Genomic DNA, 17,087 nt, shown 5'->3' on the forward strand with positions numbered 1-17,087 from the left:
TTACAAAGATGCTCGCGTCCACTGTGTAGTTCTCAAGGTACGGGCGGCCCCTCCCCGGTTTCGGTGCCTACCGCTGGTCGCTGTACAACAGCACCGTGCGGCGGTTCATCCGTGGGGAGGGTCCTGGCCGATCTACCGGCCTGAGGTTCAAGCTTTCGCCCGAAGCCCTCAGGACCCAACAACGTGTCAGGCGCCGGCACCCTCTCGATTGCGTTCCACTGCCAGGTCCGAAGACCTGACTTGTACTAGCGACACGAGTCGGTGTCAGCGCCAAATAATCGATGTTCCACCCTTGAGCTCCTGGTGTAGGACATACGCCTACAGACCAGGCTCTGGATCGCTTTCGCGACCAGTGCTCCTTAGAAAGGAGGTGATCCAGCCGCACCTTCCGGTACGGCTACCTTGTTACGACTTAGTCCCAATCGCCAGTCCCACCTTCGACGGCTCCCCCTCAAAGAGTTGGGCCACCGGCTTCGGGTGTTACCGACTTTCGTGACTTGACGGGCGGTGTGTACAAGGCCCGGGAACGTATTCACCGCAGCGTTGCTGATCTGCGATTACTAGCGACTCCGACTTCATGGGGTCGAGTTGCAGACCCCAATCCGAACTGAGACCGGTTTTTTGGGATTCGCTCCACCTCGCGGTTTCGCAGCCCTTTGTACCGGCCATTGTAGCATGCGTGAAGCCCAAGACATAAGGGGCATGATGATTTGACGTCATCCCCACCTTCCTCCGAGTTGACCCCGGCAGTCTCCTATGAGTCCCCACCATTACGTGCTGGCAACATAGAACGAGGGTTGCGCTCGTTGCGGGACTTAACCCAACATCTCACGACACGAGCTGACGACAACCATGCACCACCTGTATGCGAGTGTCCAAAGAGTTCTGCATCTCTGCAGCGTTCTCGCATATGTCAAGCCTTGGTAAGGTTCTTCGCGTTGCATCGAATTAATCCGCATGCTCCGCCGCTTGTGCGGGCCCCCGTCAATTCCTTTGAGTTTTAGCCTTGCGGCCGTACTCCCCAGGCGGGGAACTTAATGCGTTAGCTGCGGCACGGATCTCGTGGAATGAGACCCACACCTAGTTCCCAACGTTTACGGCATGGACTACCAGGGTATCTAATCCTGTTCGCTCCCCATGCTTTCGCTTCTCAGCGTCAGTAGTGGCCCAGAGACCTGCCTTCGCCATCGGTGTTCCTCCTGATATCTGCGCATTTCACCGCTACACCAGGAATTCCAGTCTCCCCTACCACACTCTAGTCTGCCCGTACCCACCGCAAGTTCGAGGTTGAGCCTCGAATTTTCACGGCAGACGCGACAAACCGCCTACAAGCTCTTTACGCCCAATAATTCCGGACAACGCTCGCACCCTACGTATTACCGCGGCTGCTGGCACGTAGTTAGCCGGTGCTTCTTCTGCAGGTACCGTCACTTTCGCTTCTTCCCTGCTGAAAGAGGTTTACAACCCGAAGGCCGTCATCCCTCACGCGGCGTCGCTGCATCAGGCTTTCGCCCATTGTGCAATATTCCCCACTGCTGCCTCCCGTAGGAGTCTGGGCCGTGTCTCAGTCCCAGTGTGGCCGGTCGCCCTCTCAGGCCGGCTACCCGTCGTCGCCTTGGTGAGCCATTACCTCACCAACAAGCTGATAGGCCGCGAGTCCATCCCAGACCGAAAAACTTTCCAGACGATAGCCATGCAGCTTCGTCTCGTATCCGGTATTAGCTCCGGTTTCCCGGGGTTATTCCAGAGTCTGGGGCAGGTTACTCACGTGTTACTCACCCGTTCGCCACTGATCCGGTAGGAGCAAGCTCCCACCTTCACCGTTCGACTTGCATGTGTTAAGCACGCCGCCAGCGTTCGTCCTGAGCCAGGATCAAACTCTCCATTGATGTTTAGCTCGTGATCCGAAGACCACGAAACTGCTACCCAAGAAGGGTTGTTTCACTGACTGAGCAAGAACAACTAGCTATTGCTAGAAATTCATTGTCAACCAAAGGATTTTCGTTCGACGTGACTGCATCCCCAGACCTTTGGCCTGGTTCGCTGCCACCTCGAGACGAGGTAATTGGCATCGATTTTTGACACGCTGTTGAGTTCTCAAGGTTCGGACGCGCACCATCCGCTGACCTTCCGGCCGGCGTTCGGGGCAACCCTTCAAAGTTACTCGCTTCGCTCTTGGGCGTCAAATCCTTGCGCTTCCTGCTGGAAGCGGTGGATTGAGCGCGCTTGGCTCTCCGCGAGGTGTCCCACTGTAGCAGGCTGTCTCTGTTTCCAGAAACTCGCTAGCCGGCGTCCGGCTGTCCTTTCGGACCGCCCAGATGCCCTCCGGCGAACCGGATGCTTTTCTGTGGAGCGCCCACTGTAGCAGCCTCTCGGCCCGCCTCCGACCACCCTTGCGGGCGCTCCGGAGCGTCTGGTTTCCCAGATGCTTTTCGGTGGGGTCTGCCCCGGGACCGGCCTACTTCGCGTGAACGTTCGTTCACCGCGGTGGTGTCCGTTCCTCCCTGTCGGGCTGACGTCGAGAACATTAGACGGGGCTCGCCGCAAAACACAAATCCGCAGGTCAGCGGCCTGCGGACCTCATCGGGCGCGACGACCGGCAGCCAGGGACCTGCGCCCCCGACGCAGGAGCGCCACCCGGCCGTGCAGGAAGTCGGCCTCCTCGAGCACCTGCTCGGGGTCGGCCAGCTTGACGTTGTTGAGCGAGGCGCCGCCGTCGCCGATCGCCCGGCGCGCAGCGTTGCGCGAGTCGACGAGACCCACCGCCACGAGGGCGTCGGTCACCGACATGCCCACCGAGACCTCTCCCCCGGGCAGCTCCCCCGTGGCGTCCTCGAGGGTGTCCGCGTCGAGGGCCGCGATGTCGCCCTTGCCGAAGAGCGCCTCGGAGGCGGCTTGCACCGCCGCGGTGGCTGCGGCCCCGTGCACGAGCGTGGTCACGTCGGCGGCCAGGGTCTTCTGGCACTCCCTCAGGAACGGCTTCTCGGCCAACGACCGCTGCAGCTCGGCGATCTCCTCCGCCGTGCGGTCGGTGAAGACCTTCAGCAGCGTCAGCACCGACGCGTCCTCGGTGTTGATCCAGTACTGGTAGAAGGCGTAGGGGCTGGTCATCTCGGGCGACAGCCAGATGGCGTTGCCCTCGCTCTTGCCGAACTTGTTGCCGGCCGCGTCGGTGAGCAGGGGTGTCGTGAGGAGGTGGACCGACTTCCCCTCGACCCGGTGGATCAGGTCGGCGCCGGCGGTGAGGTTGCCCCACTGGTCCTGCCCACCCGTCTGCAGCGTGCAGCCGTGGTCGCGGAACAGCTGGAGGTAGTCCAGGCCCTGCAGCAGCTGGTAGCTGAACTCGGTGTAGGAGATGCCCTCCTCGGAGCTCAGCCGGGCGGCGACCGCGTCCTTCTTGATCATCTGGTTGACGCGGAAGTGCTTGCCGATGTCACGCAGGAAGTCCAGCGCCGACAGCGGCGCGGTCCAGTCGAGGTTGTTGACGAAGACCGCGGGGTTGTCTCCCTCGACCGTCAGGAACGGGCGCACCTGGCGCTCGATGTTGGCCACCCACTCGGCGGTCTGTTCCTTGCTCTTGAGCACGCGTTCGGACGACGGTCGTGGGTCGCCGATGAGCCCCGTGGAGCCACCGACCAGGCAGATCACCCGGTGCCCGGCCCGTTGCAGGTGTCGCAGCACCACCAGCTGCACGAGGTTGCCGAAGTGCAGCGAGGGAGCGGTGGGGTCGAAGCCGCAGTACGCCGTGATCGGCCCGTCGGCGAGGGCGTCGCGCAGCGCGGACTCGTCGGTGGTCTGGGCCACCAGTCCCCGCCACTGCAGCTCGTCGAGGATGTTGCTCACGGTGGGTCGCTCCTTCGCGTCGCACGACGTGCCGCGCGGTCGCGGCACGAGCACAGCCTGCCCTATGCCGGGTGCCTGCGTGCACGGGACGTGGTTGGTCGATTCGGTGCCGGTCGGTACACCGACACCGTCGGCTCGCCGTCGAGCCAGAACCGCCACGGGTATGCCGCCGCGTCACCGCCCGCTCCCGACACCCCCACGCGCGGACCGGTGCGGATGGCTCGCGCCGGGCTGGGCCGCGCCGGCGCGCGCAGCTCCACCGGTCCTGCCGGGGCACAGGCGTCGAGGCCGGACTGCTCACCGCGCAGCCCGAGGGCGGTCGCGAGCCGGGCCGGTCCCCGCGCCCAGTCTCGCCTGGCCACGCCGGCGCGACGGGAGGCGGCGACGTCGTCCCCCGCCACGACCTCGCCGCCGCGCAGGAGGACGGCGCTCGCCTCGCCCTCGGGTCCGCAGACCAGGTTGGCGCACCAGTGCATGCCGTAGGTGAAGTAGACGTAGAGGTGACCGGCCTCGCCGAACATGACCTCGGTGCGGGGCGTCGGGCCGCGGAACGCGTGCGACCCCGGGTCGGCTGTCCCGGCATACGCCTCCACCTCGGTGAGCCGGACCGTGACTCCCCCGTGCGAGATGGTCGCCCCCAGCAGCGCCGGGGCCACGTCGAGGACGTCCTCCGCGAAGAAGTCCCTCGACAGCCGGCCGCCTAGCTCGAGCGGCGACGGATCTTGTTGCCCAGCCACACCACGGGATCGTAGTGACGGTCGACGACCCGCTCCTTCAGCGGGATCAGCGCGTTGTCGGTGATCTTGATGTGCTCGGGGCAGACCTCGGTGCAGCACTTGGTGATGTTGCAGTAGCCCAGACCGTGCTCCTCCTTGGCCGCGGGGCGCCGGTCGGCGGTGTCGAGCGGGTGCATGTCGAGCTCCGCGACCCGCATGAGGAAGCGCGGCCCGGCGAAGTTGGTCTTGTTGTCCTCGTGGTCCCGGACGACGTGGCAGACGTCCTGGCAGAGGAAGCACTCGATGCACTTGCGGAACTCCTGGCTGCGCTCCACGTCGACCTGCTGCATTCGGTAGTCGCCGGGCTGGAGGTCGGCCGGGGGGCTGAACGCCTGGACCTCCCGTGCCTTCTGGTAGTTGAAGGACACGTCGGTCACGAGGTCGCGCATCACCGGGAAGGTGCGCAGCGGTGTCACCGTGATGACCTGCTCCTCGGTGAAGGTGCTCATCCGCGTCATGCAGAGCAGCCGTGGCTTGCCGTTGATCTCGGCGCTGCACGAGCCGCACTTGCCGGCCTTGCAGTTCCAGCGCACCGCGAGGTCGGGGGCCTGGGTGGCCTGCAGCCGGTGGATGATGTCGAGGACCACCTCCCCCTCGTTGACCTCCACGGTGAAGTCCTGCAGGTCGCCTCCTGCGGCGTCGCCCCGCCACACCTTGAACCTGGCGTCGTAGCTCATGACCGCTCACTCCCGTCCGCACTGCCCTGCTGGGTCGAGGAGCCCCCGCCGTCGAGACGGGCCAGCTCTGGTTCGGTGAGGTACTTGGACAGCTCGGTGCGCTCGAACAGCTCGAGCAGGTCCTGGCGGATCTCGGGGACCGGCTGGCGCCTGAGCTGGACGCCAGCGGACTCGTCGAGGGTGCAGATCAGGTTGACCCCTCTCCACTCGGGGTCCATGCCCGGGAAGTCCTCGCGGGTGTGGCCACCCCGGGACTCCGTGCGCTCGAGGGCGGCCAGCGCGACGCAGCGGCACACGGCCAGCATGTTGCGCAGGTCGAGAGCCAGGTGCCAGCCGGGGTTGAACTGCCGATGTCCCTCCACCCCAACGGATTTCGCTCGCTCATCGAGGTCGTCCAGCATCTCGAGCGCCTCGCGGACCTCCCCCTCCCTGCGGATGATCCCGACCAGGTCGTTCATCTTCTGCTGGAGCTCCTGGTGGAGCGAGTAGGGGTTCTCCGATGCGTCGCGGAACGGCGCCAGAGCCGTCTCGGCCGCTCGGTCGACATCCGAGTCCTGGATCTCCGGGCGCGAATCCCCAAGGGCTGCAATGTATTCCGAGGCACCAACGCCGGCCCTGCGGCCGAAGACCAGCAGATCGGAGAGGCTGTTGCCGCCGAGCCGGTTGGACCCGTGCATGCCGCCCGCGACCTCGCCCGCGGCATACAGGCCCGGCACGGAGGTGGCCGCGGTGTCGGCGTCGACCTCGACGCCACCCATGACGTAGTGGCAGGTGGGGCCCACCTCCATCGGCTCCGCCGTGATGTCGACGTCGGCCAGCTCCTTGAACTGGTGGTGCATCGACGGCAGCCGGCGCCTGATCTCCTCGGCCGGGAGACGGGTGGAGACGTCGAGGAACACCCCGCCGTGCGGCGAGCTGCGGCCCTCCTTCACCTCGTTGTTGATGGCGCGGGCGACCTCGTCACGCGGCAGCAGCTCGGGGGGACGCTTGTTGTTCTCCGGGTCCTTGTACCAGCGGTCCGCCTCCTCCTCGGAGTCGGCGTACTGCCCACGGAAGACGTCCGGGACGTAGTCGAACATGAAGCGCTTGCCCTCGGAGTTGCGCAGCACTCCCCCGTCGCCGCGCACCGACTCGGTGACGAGGATGCCCTTCACGGACGGCGGCCACACCATGCCGGTGGGGTGGAACTGGATGAACTCCATGTTGACCAGGGAGGCACCCGCCCGCAGGGCCAGGGCGTGACCGTCGCCGGTGTACTCCCACGAGTTGCTGGTGACCTTGAACGACTTGCCGATGCCGCCGGTGGCCAGGATGACGGCCGGGGCGGAGAAGAGCACGAACCGACCGGACTCGCGCCAGTAGCCGAACGCACCCGCCACCGCGCCGTCGGCCTTGAGGATGTCGGTGACGGTCAGCTCCGCGAACACCTTGAGCCGGCTCTCGTAGTCGCCGGTCTCGCGGTGGTCGTCCTGCTGCAGGCTGACGATCTTCTGCTGGAGGGTGCGGATCAGCTCGAGACCGGTGCGGTCCCCGACGTGGGCGAGGCGGGGGTACTCGTGGCCACCGAAGTTGCGCTGGCTGATGCGGCCGTCGGGCGTGCGGTCGAAGAGCGCTCCGTAGGTCTCGAGCTCCCACACGCGCATGGGTGCTTCCTTGGCGTGCAGCTCGGCCATCCGCGGGTTGTTGAGGAACTTGCCACCGCGCATCGTGTCGCGGAAGTGGGTCTGCCAGTTGTCCTTCTCGTTGGCGTTGCCCATCGAGGCCGCGATGCCACCCTCGGCCATCACCGTGTGGGCCTTGCCGAAGAGGCTCTTGCAGATGATCGCCGTGCGCAGCCCCTGCTCCCGCGCCTCGATCGCGGCACGCAGACCGGCACCACCCGCCCCGATGACGATGACGTCGTAGTCGTGCCTCTCGAGGTCGGTCACTCGCACTCCTTGGTGGTCTGCCGTGGTCCCGGTCCCGGGCCCGCTGAGCTGGTGGCTGGTGGCTGGTGGCTAGTTGATGATGCGGAAGTCGCCGATCGTCCCCGCCGAGACCAGCGCGATGTACGCGTCGGTCACCACGAGGCTGCCGAGCGTCACCCAGGCGAAGAGCATGTGGCGGGCGTTGAGCTTGCCCACCAACCCCCAGGCCTTGTAGCGCAGCGGGTGCTTGCTGAAGTGGTTGAGCCGCCCGCCGACGATGTTGCGGCAGGAGTGGCAGCCGAGGGTGTAGCACCACAGCAGCACGACGTTGGCCAGCAGGATGAGCGTGCCCAGCCCCAGGCCGAAACCGCCGTCCGCGCCGCGGAACGCGTGCAGCACGTCGTAGGTGTTGATCAGGCTGATGAGCACCGCCGCGTAGAAGAAGTAGCGGTGCAGGTTCTGCATGATGAGCGGGAAGCGGGTCTCACCGGAGTACTCCCGGTGCGCCTCGGGCACCGCGCAGGCCGGGGGCGAGTTCCAGAACGAGCGGTAGTAGGCCTTGCGGTAGTAGTAGCAGGTCAGCCGGAACAACAGCAGGAACGGCAGCGTCAGCGCCGCGAAGGGGATCAGGGCGGGCCACTCGCCGAACGGCGTGCCGAAGTGCGTCGAGCCGGGCACGCAGGAGGTCGACAGGCACGGGGAGTAGAACGGCGTCAGGTAGCCGTAGTCGGCGACGAAGTAGTCCTTCTGCAGGCTGGCCCGCACCAGGCCGTAGAGCAGCCAGGCCGAGAAGCAGACGAACGTGACGAAGGGCTGGAGCCACCAGCGGTCCTCGCGCAGGGTGCGCGCGGCGATACGGGCCCGGCCGGGGGCGTGGACGCCTCCGCTGAAGGGGACGTTCGACACCTCAGTGGCCCCGGGAGGGGCCGACGCCCTCGTCCTCGGCGTCGGACCACAGCGAGGGGTCGTACTCCTCGTCGGTGATGAAGACGATCTCGCCCGGTGCGCCGGCGCGGTTCTGCGACCCGACCCCGGCTCCCCGCGCCACGAGGTCGACGTCGTCGGCGAGGCGCACCACGTCGTCTCGCAGTCGTTGCACGTCGATGGTGTTGCCGAGCTCCTTCGAGAGCGCGGTCACCGCCCGTCGCAGCCCGGCCACGTGACCTGCAGCCGCTGTGAGGTCGTCGCTGACGCCCATGACACCGTCCCTTCGCAAGGCGGATGCGGGTCGCCTGTGACCCGCATCACGAACCTATCGCGTGCTTCCCGAGATTTCTCGGAAGCGGGCGGACGGGTATGCCGTCAGCGCACCCGGATCGGTTCGCCCGCCCAGGCGCGGGCGGCCGAGACGGCGGCCAGCAGGCGGTCCCGCTGCTCGGCGACCCGGTCCGGGGCGGTGCCGCCGCGCGCGTCGCGGGACGCCAGCGAGCCCTCCACGCTCAGGACGTCGCGGACCCCGGGCACAAGGTGCTCCGAGATGCCGGCGAGGTCGGCGTCGCTGAGGTCCCACAGCTCGATGCCGCGCTCCTCGCAGGCGCGGACGCACGCGCCGGCGACCTCGTGGGCCACGCGGAACGGCACCCCCTCGCGCACCAGCCACTCGGCGATGTCGGTGGCGAGCGAGAAGCCCTGGGGTGCGAGGGAGGCCAGCCGCTCGGTGTCGAAGACCATCGTGGCCACCATGCCGCTGAACGCCGGCAGCAGGACCTCGAGCGTGTCGACGGCGTCGAACACCGGCTCCTTGTCCTCCTGGAGGTCACGGTTGTAGGCCAGCGGCAGGGCCTTGAGGGTCGTGAGCAGACCCGTCAGGTCACCGACGAGGCGACCCGCCTTGCCGCGGGCGAGCTCCGCGACATCGGGGTTCTTCTTCTGCGGCATGATGCTCGACCCGGTCGAGTAGGCGTCGTCGAGGGTGACGAACGAGAACTCCTTGGTCGCCCAGAGCACCACCTCCTCGGCCAGCCGGGAGATGTCGATCGCGGTCATGGCGGAGACGAAGGCGAACTCGGCCACGAAGTCCCGTGACGCGGTGCCGTCGATGGAGTTCTCGACCGAGCCGGTGAAACCCAGGTCGGCGGCCACCGCCTCGGGGTCGAGCCCCAGCGAGGAACCCGCGAGCGCCCCGGACCCGTAGGGCGACACCGCCGCACGGACGTCCCAGTCCTGCAGCCGCTGCACGTCGCGCAGGAGTGGCCAGGCGTGCGCGAGCAGGTGGTGGGCGAGGAGCACAGGCTGGGCGTGCTGGAGGTGGGTGCGCCCCGGCATCGGCACGTCGGCGTGCCGGGTGGCCTGGTCGACCAGGGCGTCGACGACGTCGAGCACCAGCCCGGCGACCGACCGGGCGTGGTCACGCAGGTACATGCGGAAGAGCGTGGCGATCTGGTCGTTGCGCGAGCGACCGGCCCGCAACCGTCCGCCCACGTCCGACCCGGCGCGCTCGATGAGACCGCGCTCGAGGGCGGTGTGGACGTCCTCGTCGTCGTCGGCCGGCAGGAAGGTGCCTGCGGCGACGTCGTCCGAGAGCGTGGCCAACCCGGCCAGCATCGCCTCGAGCGACGCGTCGTCGAGGAGCCCGGCGGCGTGCAGCACCCGGGCGTGGGCGCGAGACCCTGCGATGTCGTACTGCGCGAGCCGCCAGTCGAAGTGGGTGGACTTGCTCAGTGCGGCGAGCGCGTCCGCCGGGCCGCCCGCGAAGCGTCCGCCCCACAGGCTCACCTTGTCGTCGCTCACGCGTTCTCCTCTGTCGTGGCGGCGCGGCCCAGGAGGTCGGTGGCGACCTTCCGGCTGGCGGCGGCGCCGGTGGTGATGACCATGATGGTGTCGTCGCCCGCGATGGTGCCGAGCACCCCGGTCAGGGCGGCGTGGTCGATGGCCGAGGCCAGGTAGTTGGCGGCTCCCGGCGGTGTGCGCAGCACGACCAGGTTGTGGGAGGGCTCGGCCGTGACGAGCAGCTCCTCGCACACGCGGCGCAGGCGCGCGGTCACCTCGGTGCCGTCCGGCGCCGGACGGGCGGTGCGGTCGCCGCCCTCTCCGGGCACGGCATACACCAGGGCGCGCCCGGAGCGGACCTTCACCGCGCCGATCTCGAGCAGGTCCCTCGACAGCGTCGCCTGGGTGACGTCGATGCCGTCCTCGGCGAGCAGGTCGAGCAGCTCGTTCTGCGAGCGCACCTCGGTGCGCCCGAGGATCGCGACGATCCGCTGCTGGCGACCGGTGCGCGTGGCGGCGATGCTCACCGGCTCACGCCCCCTCTGCGCCTTCGAGGAGGAACGACAGCAGCGCCTTCTGGGCGTGCAGGCGGTTCTCCGCCTCGTCCCACACCACCGACTGGGGGCCGTCGATGACCTCGGCCGCCACCTCGAAGCCACGGTAGGCCGGCAGGCAGTGCAGGAAGATCGCGTCGTCGGCCGCCTGCGCCATGAGCGACTGGGTCACGGCGAACGGCACGAAGGGGCTCTGCGCACCCTGTCGGTCGCCCTTCTCGCCCTCCATGCCCATCGAGACCCAGGTGTCGGTGACCACCACGTCGACGGCCGAGACCGCGGCGACCGGGTCGTCCGTCACGAGCACCGAGCCACCCTGGGCGGCGGCGAGCTCCTGTGCCCTGGCCAGGATCGCCGGTTGCGGCTGGTGTCCGCGCGGCGTGCCGATGCGCACGTGCATGCCGGCCAGCGCACACCCCAGCAGGTAGGAGTGGGCCATGTTGTTGGCACCGTCGCCGACGTAGCCGAGGGTGAGACCGGCGAGGGCTCCCTTGTGCTCGAGCACGGTGAGCAGGTCGGCCAGGATCTGGCAGGGGTGGAAGTCGTCGGTCAGGGCGTTGACGACGGGCACACCCGCGTGCGCAGCCATCTCCTCGATCCGGTCCTGGCCGTAGGTGCGCCAGACCACGGCGGCCGACTGCGGCCCGAGGACCCGTGCCGTGTCGGCCACCGACTCACGGGTGCCGATCTGCGCGAGGTTGCCGTCGACGACCAGGGGGTAGCCACCCAGGCCGGTGATGGCGCCCGCGAAGGAGACCTGGGTGCGCAGGGTGGGCTTGTCGAAGACGACGGCCACGGTGCGGGGACCCTCGAGCGGGCGCCGCGAGAAGGGGGCGGCCTTGAGCTCGACGGCCCGGCGCAGGACCAGGGCCTGCTCCTCGGGGGTCAGGTCGTCGTCGCGCAGGAAGTGTCGCAGGGTCATGGCGCGTCCTCGGTGGTCGTGGCGGCGGCATCGAGCAGGCCCGGGAGGGCGTCGACGAAGGAGTCGAGCTCCTCGATGGTGACGACCAGCGGAGGGGCCAGCCGCAGCGCGTCCGGTGCCACCGGGTTGACGATGAATCCCGCGGCACGGGCCAGGGCGGCGACCTGCGCCGCCACGGGCTCGGTGAGCACGATGGCGCGCAACAGCCCGGCTCCCCGCACCTCCGCCACCAGCGGGTGGGCCAGTGCCGTCACCGCGTCGACGAGGTGCTGGCCGGCCTGCGTGGCGTGGTCGAGGAGACCCTCGTTCTCGATGGTCTCGAGCACTGCCAGCCCGGCTGCGGCTGCGAGAGGGTTGCCGCCGAAGGTGCTGCCGTGCTGGCCAGCGGTGAGCAGGCCCGCGACCTCGGAACCGAAGGCGACCAGGGCCCCGATCGGGACTCCCCCACCGAGTCCCTTCGCCAGCGTGATCGCGTCGGGCACCACACCGGCCTGCTGGAACGCGAACCACGTGCCGGTGCGGCCGATCCCCGTCTGGATCTCGTCGAGGACGAGCAGGGCGCCGTGCTGCTGCGTGAGCTCGCGGGCGAGCCGCAGGTATGCCGTGCCCGGGCTCAGCACGCCGGCCTCACCCTGGACCGGCTCGAGCACGACGGCGGCGGTGTCGGAGGTGACGGCGGCGCGCAGGGCGGCCTCGTCGCCGAACGGCACGTGCGTGACCCCGGGGATGAGCGGTTCGAAGGGCTCGCGGTAAGCGAGCTTGTGCGTGAGGGCCAGTGCCCCCGTGGTGCGGCCGTGGAAGGCACCCTCGGCCGCGACGATCCCGCTGCGCCCGGTGCGGCGGCTGAGCTTGATGGCGGCCTCGATGGCCTCGGCGCCGGAGTTGGCGAAGAAGACCGCCGAGCCCTCGGGAGCCCCGGCCAGCGCGACCAGCCGCTCGGCCAGCTCGATCTGTCCCTGTGAGGTGAAGAGGTTCGAGACGTGGATGGCCTCGCCGGCCTGCTTGCTGATGGCGGCGACCAGGGCCGGGTGCCCGTGTCCGAGCGCGTTGACGGCGATGCCGCCGACCAGGTCGAGGTAGCGGTTGCCGTCGACGTCCCAGACGTGGCAGCCGCTGCCGTGCGACAGCACCAGGGGCGGCAGCCCGAAGACCCCCATGACCGAACGCTGGTAGCGCTCCAGGAGCTCGTCGTTGCGCGCGCCCATCAGGACTCCTCGTCCGCGACGATCATGGTGCCGATGCCCTCGGAGGTGAAGACCTCCAGGAGCAGGGAGTGGGGCTGGCGACCGTCGATGACGTGGGCCTGCGGGACCCCGCCCTGCACGGCGCGGATGCACGCCTCGAGCTTGGGGATCATGCCGGCGCCGACCCGCTCCCGCAGCTCCTGCGCCCCCGAGACCGTCAGCGACGAGAGCAGCGAGTCGCGGTCGGGCCAGTCGGCATACACGCCCTCGACGTCGGTGAGCATCACCAGCTTGTGCGCCTTCAGGGCCACCGCGAGCGCCGCCGCGGCGGTGTCGGCGTTGATGTTGAGCACCTGCCCGTCGACGTCGAGGTCGGGGGCGATCGTCGACACCACGGGGATCCGGCCGGCGTCGAGGATGTCCTGGACGGCTCCGGGGTTGACCGTCTCGACGTCACCGACCAGGCCGAGGTCGACCTCCTCACCGTCGACATGGGTGCCGCGACGACGGGCCCCGAACAAGGCGGCGTCCTCTCCCGACAGACCCACGGCCACCGGGCCGTGCTGGTTGAGCAGGCCCACGAGCTCGCGGCCGACCTGGCCCGTGAGCACCATCCGCACCACGTCCATCACCTCCGGGGTGGTGACCCGGAGGCCTCCCCGGAACTCGCTCTGGAGGCCGAGCCGGTCGAGCATGGCGGCGATCTGCGGTCCGCCGCCGTGCACGACGACGGGGCGCAGGCCGGCATACCGCAGGAACGCGACGTCCTGGGCGAACGCGGCCTTGAGGCTGTCGTCGACCATGGCGTTGCCGCCGTACTTGACGACGACGAGCGCGCCCCGGAACTGCTCGAGCCAGGGCAGCGCCTCGACGAGGGTCTGCGCCTTGCCCTGGGCGACGCGCAGGGCCGCCGCGCCGATGTGCCCGCGGACGGTGTTGGTCGACCGCGACGCGGGCGGCGTGGACCCGGTCGGCGTGCGGGGTGTGGCTGCGGGAGTGGTCATGAGGAGTAGGCCGAGTTCTCGTGGACGTAGTCGTGGGTGAGGTCGTTGGTCCAGATCGTGGCTGCCTCGGCACCGGCGTGCAGGTCGACGACGAGGTGCACCTCGCGCGGCGTGAGGTCGACGAGGCTGCGGTCCGCGCCGACTCCCCCGGCCCGGCAGACCTCGACGCCGTTGATGGAGACGTCGAGGGCCTGCGGGTCGAAGGCCGCCTTGGTGGTGCCGACCGCGGCCAGCACCCGTCCCCAGTTGGGGTCGTTGCCGAAGACCGCGCACTTGAAGAGGTTGTTGCGCGCGATCGACCGGGCGACCTCGAGGGCGTCGTCCTCGGAGGCGGCCGTGCGGACCTCGATGGCGATGTCGTGGTGGGCGCCCTCCGCGTCGGCGATGAGCTGGCGGGCCAGGCTCGCGCAGACCTCGGCCACCGCGTGCGTCAGCTGCTCGGTGTCGACCGGCACCCCCGACGCACCGGACGCCAGCAGGACCACCGTGTCGTTGGTGGACTGGCAGCCGTCGGAGTCGATCCGGTCGAAGGTCGCCGCGGTGGCGCGGCGGAGACTGTCGCCGAGCTGGTCGGCGGTCACGACGGCATCCGTCGTGACGACGACGAGCATCGTGGCCAGCGCGGGCGCGAGCATGCCGGCGCCCTTGGCCATCCCCCCGACCGACCAGCCGTCGCGCTCGGCGACCGCCACCTTGTGCACCGTGTCGGTGGTCTTGATGGCGATGGCGGCGTCCGGCCCACCCTCGTCGGACAGCGCGGCGGCGGCGGACTCCACGCCGGCGAGCACCTTGCCCATCGGGAGCAGCTCACCGATCAGGCCGGTCGAGCAGACCACCACGTCGTGGGACGAGACGCCAAGGACCGCGGCGACCTTCTCGGCCGTCGCGTGGGTGTCGGCGAAACCCTGGGCGCCGGTGCACGCGTTGGCGCCGCCGGAGTTCAGGACGACCGCGTCGACCCGTCCGTCGAGCGACGACTGGCGGGACCAGGTCACGGGGGCCGCCTCGACCCGGTTGCTGGTGAAGACGGCAGCACCGTGGTGGTCGGGTCCGTCGTTGACGACGAGGGCGAGGTCGGGTGTGCCACTCGCCTTGATGCCTGCGGTGACCCCGGACGCACGGAACCCGCGGGGAGTCGTCACGCTCATGACGTGGTCCCCCCGAGGCGAGCCGGTGCGGCGGTGTTGCCATCCCGCTTCCAGATCGTCATGGCCTCGTCGGCACGGTCCGCGTCGACGAGGATCCAGTCGGTGTCGTAGGTCGACAGAGCGAGGATGCTGATGCCCTGCTTGGCCAACGGCTCCAGCAGGCCGGAGAGCACCCCGACCGTGGAGAAGTCGAGCGGCCCGGCGATCTCGAAGGCGACCAGCGGACCCTGCACCTTCGTGCCTGACGGCACCGAGTCGTGGGCGCAGACCACCGACGTCTCGCTGTCGGTGTAGGTGATCGAGGCGAGCGGACCGGTCCGCCAGTCCCAGCCCGGCTCCTCCCCGCCGGGCAGGCGGGCGAAGCCCACCTCGACCGCGTGCCGCATCAGGTGCAACGGCAGGCTCATGGCGCCACCCCCGCCGCTGGAAGTCCGGTCGTCTCGGCCAGGCCGAGCGCGAGGTTCATGCACTGCACCGCAGCACCTGCCGTTCCCTTGGTGAGGTTGTCGACCGCAGCCACCGCGACCACGCGCCCGGCGCGTGCATCGACGGTGACCTGGACGTGGACGTTGTTGCTCCCGAGCACGCTCGCCGTCGAGGGCCACTGACCCTCGGGGAGCAGGTGGACGAAGGGTTCGTCGGCATAGGCCTTCTCCCACGCCTCCCGTATGCCGAGGGTGCGGGCGGGTGCGCCGGGGTCCGCTGCGGGCTCGCGCAGGCGCGCGGTGCAGGTCGCCAGGATGCCGCGCGGCATGGGAGCCAGGGTCGGCGTGAACGACACCTGCACGTCGGCCCCGCCCGCGCCGGCGGCCGCGGTGAGGTTCTGCTCGATCTCCGGCGTGTGCCGGTGGGTGCCACCGACCCCGTACGGGGACATCGCACCCATCACCTCGGCGCCGAGCAGGTGCGGCTTGAGCGACTTGCCCGCGCCCGAGGTGCCCGACGCCGCGACGACGACCACGTCCTGCGGAGCCAGCAGCCCCGCGGCGAAGCCCGGGGCGAGCGCGAGCGAGACGGCCGTCGGGTAGCACCCGGGCACGGCGATCCGTCGCGTGCCCAGCAGTGCCTCGCGCTGGCGGCCATCACCCACGGGCAGCTCGGGCAGGCCGTAGGCCCACGCACCGGCATACGGGGTGTCGTAGAAGGTGGTCCACGCCTGCTCGTCACGCAGCCGGAAGTCGGCACCGCAGTCGATGACCGTGACCGAGTCGGGCAGCTGGGCGGCGAGCGCCGCGGAGTGCCCGTGGGGCAGCGCGAGGAGGACGACGTCGTGACCGGCGAGGACGTCAACGGTCGTGTCCTCGACCACCCGCTCGGCCAGCGGGGTCAGGTGCGGGTGCAGGTCACCGAGTCGTCGCCCTGCGCTCGACCCTGCCGTCAACGCCCCGATCTCGACCTCTGGGTGCCCGAGCAGGAGCCGCAGGAGCTCACCGCCGGCGTAACCGCTCGCGCCCGCCACTGCCGCCTTGACCATGTGCATAAACATACACGCTGATGCAGGGTCATGCACACCCGGGCTCGCACGACACCAGGCCAGGCGCGCCCGCGCGACCGGCTAGGGCGCGATCCGCCGCGCCAGCCAGCGTCTCCCCCGCTGGACCAGGGTCCGGCTGCCGGGCCCTGCGGCGACCGGCTGCCCTGTCCGCACGAACCGCGCCATCTTCTGCCCGGCCGGGTGCCCCCAGTCACCGAGGTACTCGTACTTCCAAGGCCCGAACGTCGCGGCCCAGGCGAGGTCGTCCGAGTAGTGCCAGAAGACGTTCTTCTCGTTGAAGAACGGCTTGCCGCGCTTGGAGGGGACCACGAGGTCGATGGGGGTCGACGCCGGCCGCATGAAGAAGGTCGCGTAGAAGGAACCGCCCTCACGCATCGCCGGCGCAAGGCGGTGGAGGCACAGCCGGATGTGGTTGAGGGACACGTGGGTGAACACCGACTGCGCGATCGCGTAGTCGAAGGGCACCCCGAAGTCGACGTCGAACCGGTCGTTGGCGCGCAGGTTGGCCACGGGCACCCGCGCGCGCTGCTCGTCGCTGAGCTCCACGTCGTAGCCCGCCTGGATCAGGCTGTGGTTCGCGTCCACGGCGTAGTAGTGCCCGGGGTCGAGGTAGTCGACGAAGTGGCGTCCCGCGCGGAACGGCCCGCACCCGATGTCGACCATCCGATGGTGCGGCAGCAGCCCCTGGCCGCGCAGGTAGGTCAGCTGGCGCTCGCCGTGGGTGCCCCAGATGCCGCCGATGAAGGCGCGATGCGCGCCCGACTCGATCTCCTCGGGCGTGAACTCGCGCCCGGAGTAGTCCGGCTGCTCCCCAGCGGTCTCAACGCGGTGTTCGATCGTGTCCACTTCGCCTCCTCGTCCGCCGCCA

15 protein-coding genes and 1 rRNA gene are annotated in these 17,087 nt (G+C 69.2%); all 16 read right to left on the reverse strand.

The window, feature by feature from the left end:
- Positions 1-363: 363 nt before the first annotated feature.
- Positions 364-1,889: ribosomal RNA gene (locus tag ABD262_RS08695) — 16S ribosomal RNA — on the reverse strand.
- Between the two features lie 691 nt (positions 1,890-2,580).
- A complete protein-coding gene (gene tyrS, locus ABD262_RS08700; RefSeq protein ID WP_344134618.1) occupies positions 2,581-3,843 on the reverse strand; it encodes a tyrosine--tRNA ligase in 1,263 nt (420 codons plus the stop codon).
- 62 nt (positions 3,844-3,905) lie between these two features.
- Complete coding sequence (locus ABD262_RS08705) at positions 3,906-4,580, reverse strand: DNA-3-methyladenine glycosylase (RefSeq protein WP_344134108.1); 675 nt, start codon at positions 4,578-4,580, stop codon at positions 3,906-3,908.
- Entirely contained in the window at positions 4,544-5,296 is a 753-nt protein-coding gene (locus ABD262_RS08710; RefSeq protein WP_344134111.1) for a succinate dehydrogenase/fumarate reductase iron-sulfur subunit, read from the reverse strand. Before ABD262_RS08710 ends, ABD262_RS08705 begins: the two co-directional genes overlap by 37 nt.
- The gene (locus ABD262_RS08715; protein WP_344134113.1) at positions 5,293-7,224 is read right to left on the reverse strand and encodes a fumarate reductase/succinate dehydrogenase flavoprotein subunit; all 1,932 of its coding nucleotides are present in this window, start codon (positions 7,222-7,224) and stop codon (positions 5,293-5,295) included. The genes ABD262_RS08710 and ABD262_RS08715 overlap by 4 nt, the downstream gene beginning before the upstream one ends.
- A 69-nt stretch (positions 7,225-7,293) precedes the next feature.
- Positions 7,294-8,109 (reverse strand): hypothetical protein, encoded by an 816-nt coding sequence (locus tag ABD262_RS08720; protein WP_344134116.1) that lies wholly within the window; start codon positions 8,107-8,109, stop codon positions 7,294-7,296.
- A gap of 1 nt (position 8,110) precedes the next feature.
- Complete coding sequence (locus ABD262_RS08725) at positions 8,111-8,401, reverse strand: hypothetical protein (protein ID WP_344134119.1); 291 nt, start codon at positions 8,399-8,401, stop codon at positions 8,111-8,113.
- Positions 8,402-8,505: 104 nt separating this feature from the next.
- Positions 8,506-9,933, reverse strand: coding sequence for an argininosuccinate lyase (argH, locus tag ABD262_RS08730; RefSeq protein ID WP_344134122.1), 1,428 nt, complete (start codon positions 9,931-9,933; stop codon positions 8,506-8,508).
- On the reverse strand, positions 9,930-10,439 hold the full coding sequence (locus ABD262_RS08735) for an arginine repressor (RefSeq protein ID WP_344134125.1): 510 nt from the start codon (positions 10,437-10,439) through the stop codon (positions 9,930-9,932). Before ABD262_RS08735 ends, argH begins: the two co-directional genes overlap by 4 nt.
- 4 nt (positions 10,440-10,443) lie before the next feature.
- A complete protein-coding gene (gene argF / locus ABD262_RS08740) occupies positions 10,444-11,388 on the reverse strand; it encodes an ornithine carbamoyltransferase (protein ID WP_344134128.1) in 945 nt (314 codons plus the stop codon).
- Positions 11,385-12,593, reverse strand: a complete 1,209-nt coding sequence (locus ABD262_RS08745) for an acetylornithine transaminase (RefSeq protein WP_344134131.1) — start codon at positions 12,591-12,593, stop codon at positions 11,385-11,387. The genes argF and ABD262_RS08745 overlap by 4 nt, the downstream gene beginning before the upstream one ends.
- Positions 12,593-13,576: an acetylglutamate kinase gene (gene argB, locus ABD262_RS08750; protein WP_344134134.1), complete on the reverse strand. Its 984-nt coding sequence runs from the start codon at positions 13,574-13,576 to the stop codon at positions 12,593-12,595. The genes ABD262_RS08745 and argB overlap by 1 nt, the downstream gene beginning before the upstream one ends.
- A complete protein-coding gene (argJ, locus tag ABD262_RS08755) occupies positions 13,573-14,724 on the reverse strand; it encodes a bifunctional glutamate N-acetyltransferase/amino-acid acetyltransferase ArgJ (protein WP_344134137.1) in 1,152 nt (383 codons plus the stop codon). Before argJ ends, argB begins: the two co-directional genes overlap by 4 nt.
- Complete coding sequence (locus ABD262_RS08760; RefSeq protein WP_344134140.1) at positions 14,721-15,131, reverse strand: ACT domain-containing protein; 411 nt, start codon at positions 15,129-15,131, stop codon at positions 14,721-14,723. Before ABD262_RS08760 ends, argJ begins: the two co-directional genes overlap by 4 nt.
- The gene (argC, locus tag ABD262_RS08765; protein WP_344134142.1) at positions 15,128-16,198 is read right to left on the reverse strand and encodes an N-acetyl-gamma-glutamyl-phosphate reductase; all 1,071 of its coding nucleotides are present in this window, start codon (positions 16,196-16,198) and stop codon (positions 15,128-15,130) included. The genes ABD262_RS08760 and argC overlap by 4 nt, the downstream gene beginning before the upstream one ends.
- An 81-nt stretch (positions 16,199-16,279) precedes the next feature.
- Positions 16,280-17,065, reverse strand: a complete 786-nt coding sequence (locus tag ABD262_RS08770; protein ID WP_344134145.1) for a methyltransferase — start codon at positions 17,063-17,065, stop codon at positions 16,280-16,282.
- Between the last annotated feature and the right edge of the window lie 22 nt (positions 17,066-17,087).

Origin of the sequence: Pedococcus bigeumensis (assembly GCF_039531795.1) — a bacterium.
Taxonomy (GTDB): Bacteria; Actinomycetota; Actinomycetes; order Actinomycetales; family Dermatophilaceae; genus Pedococcus; species Pedococcus bigeumensis.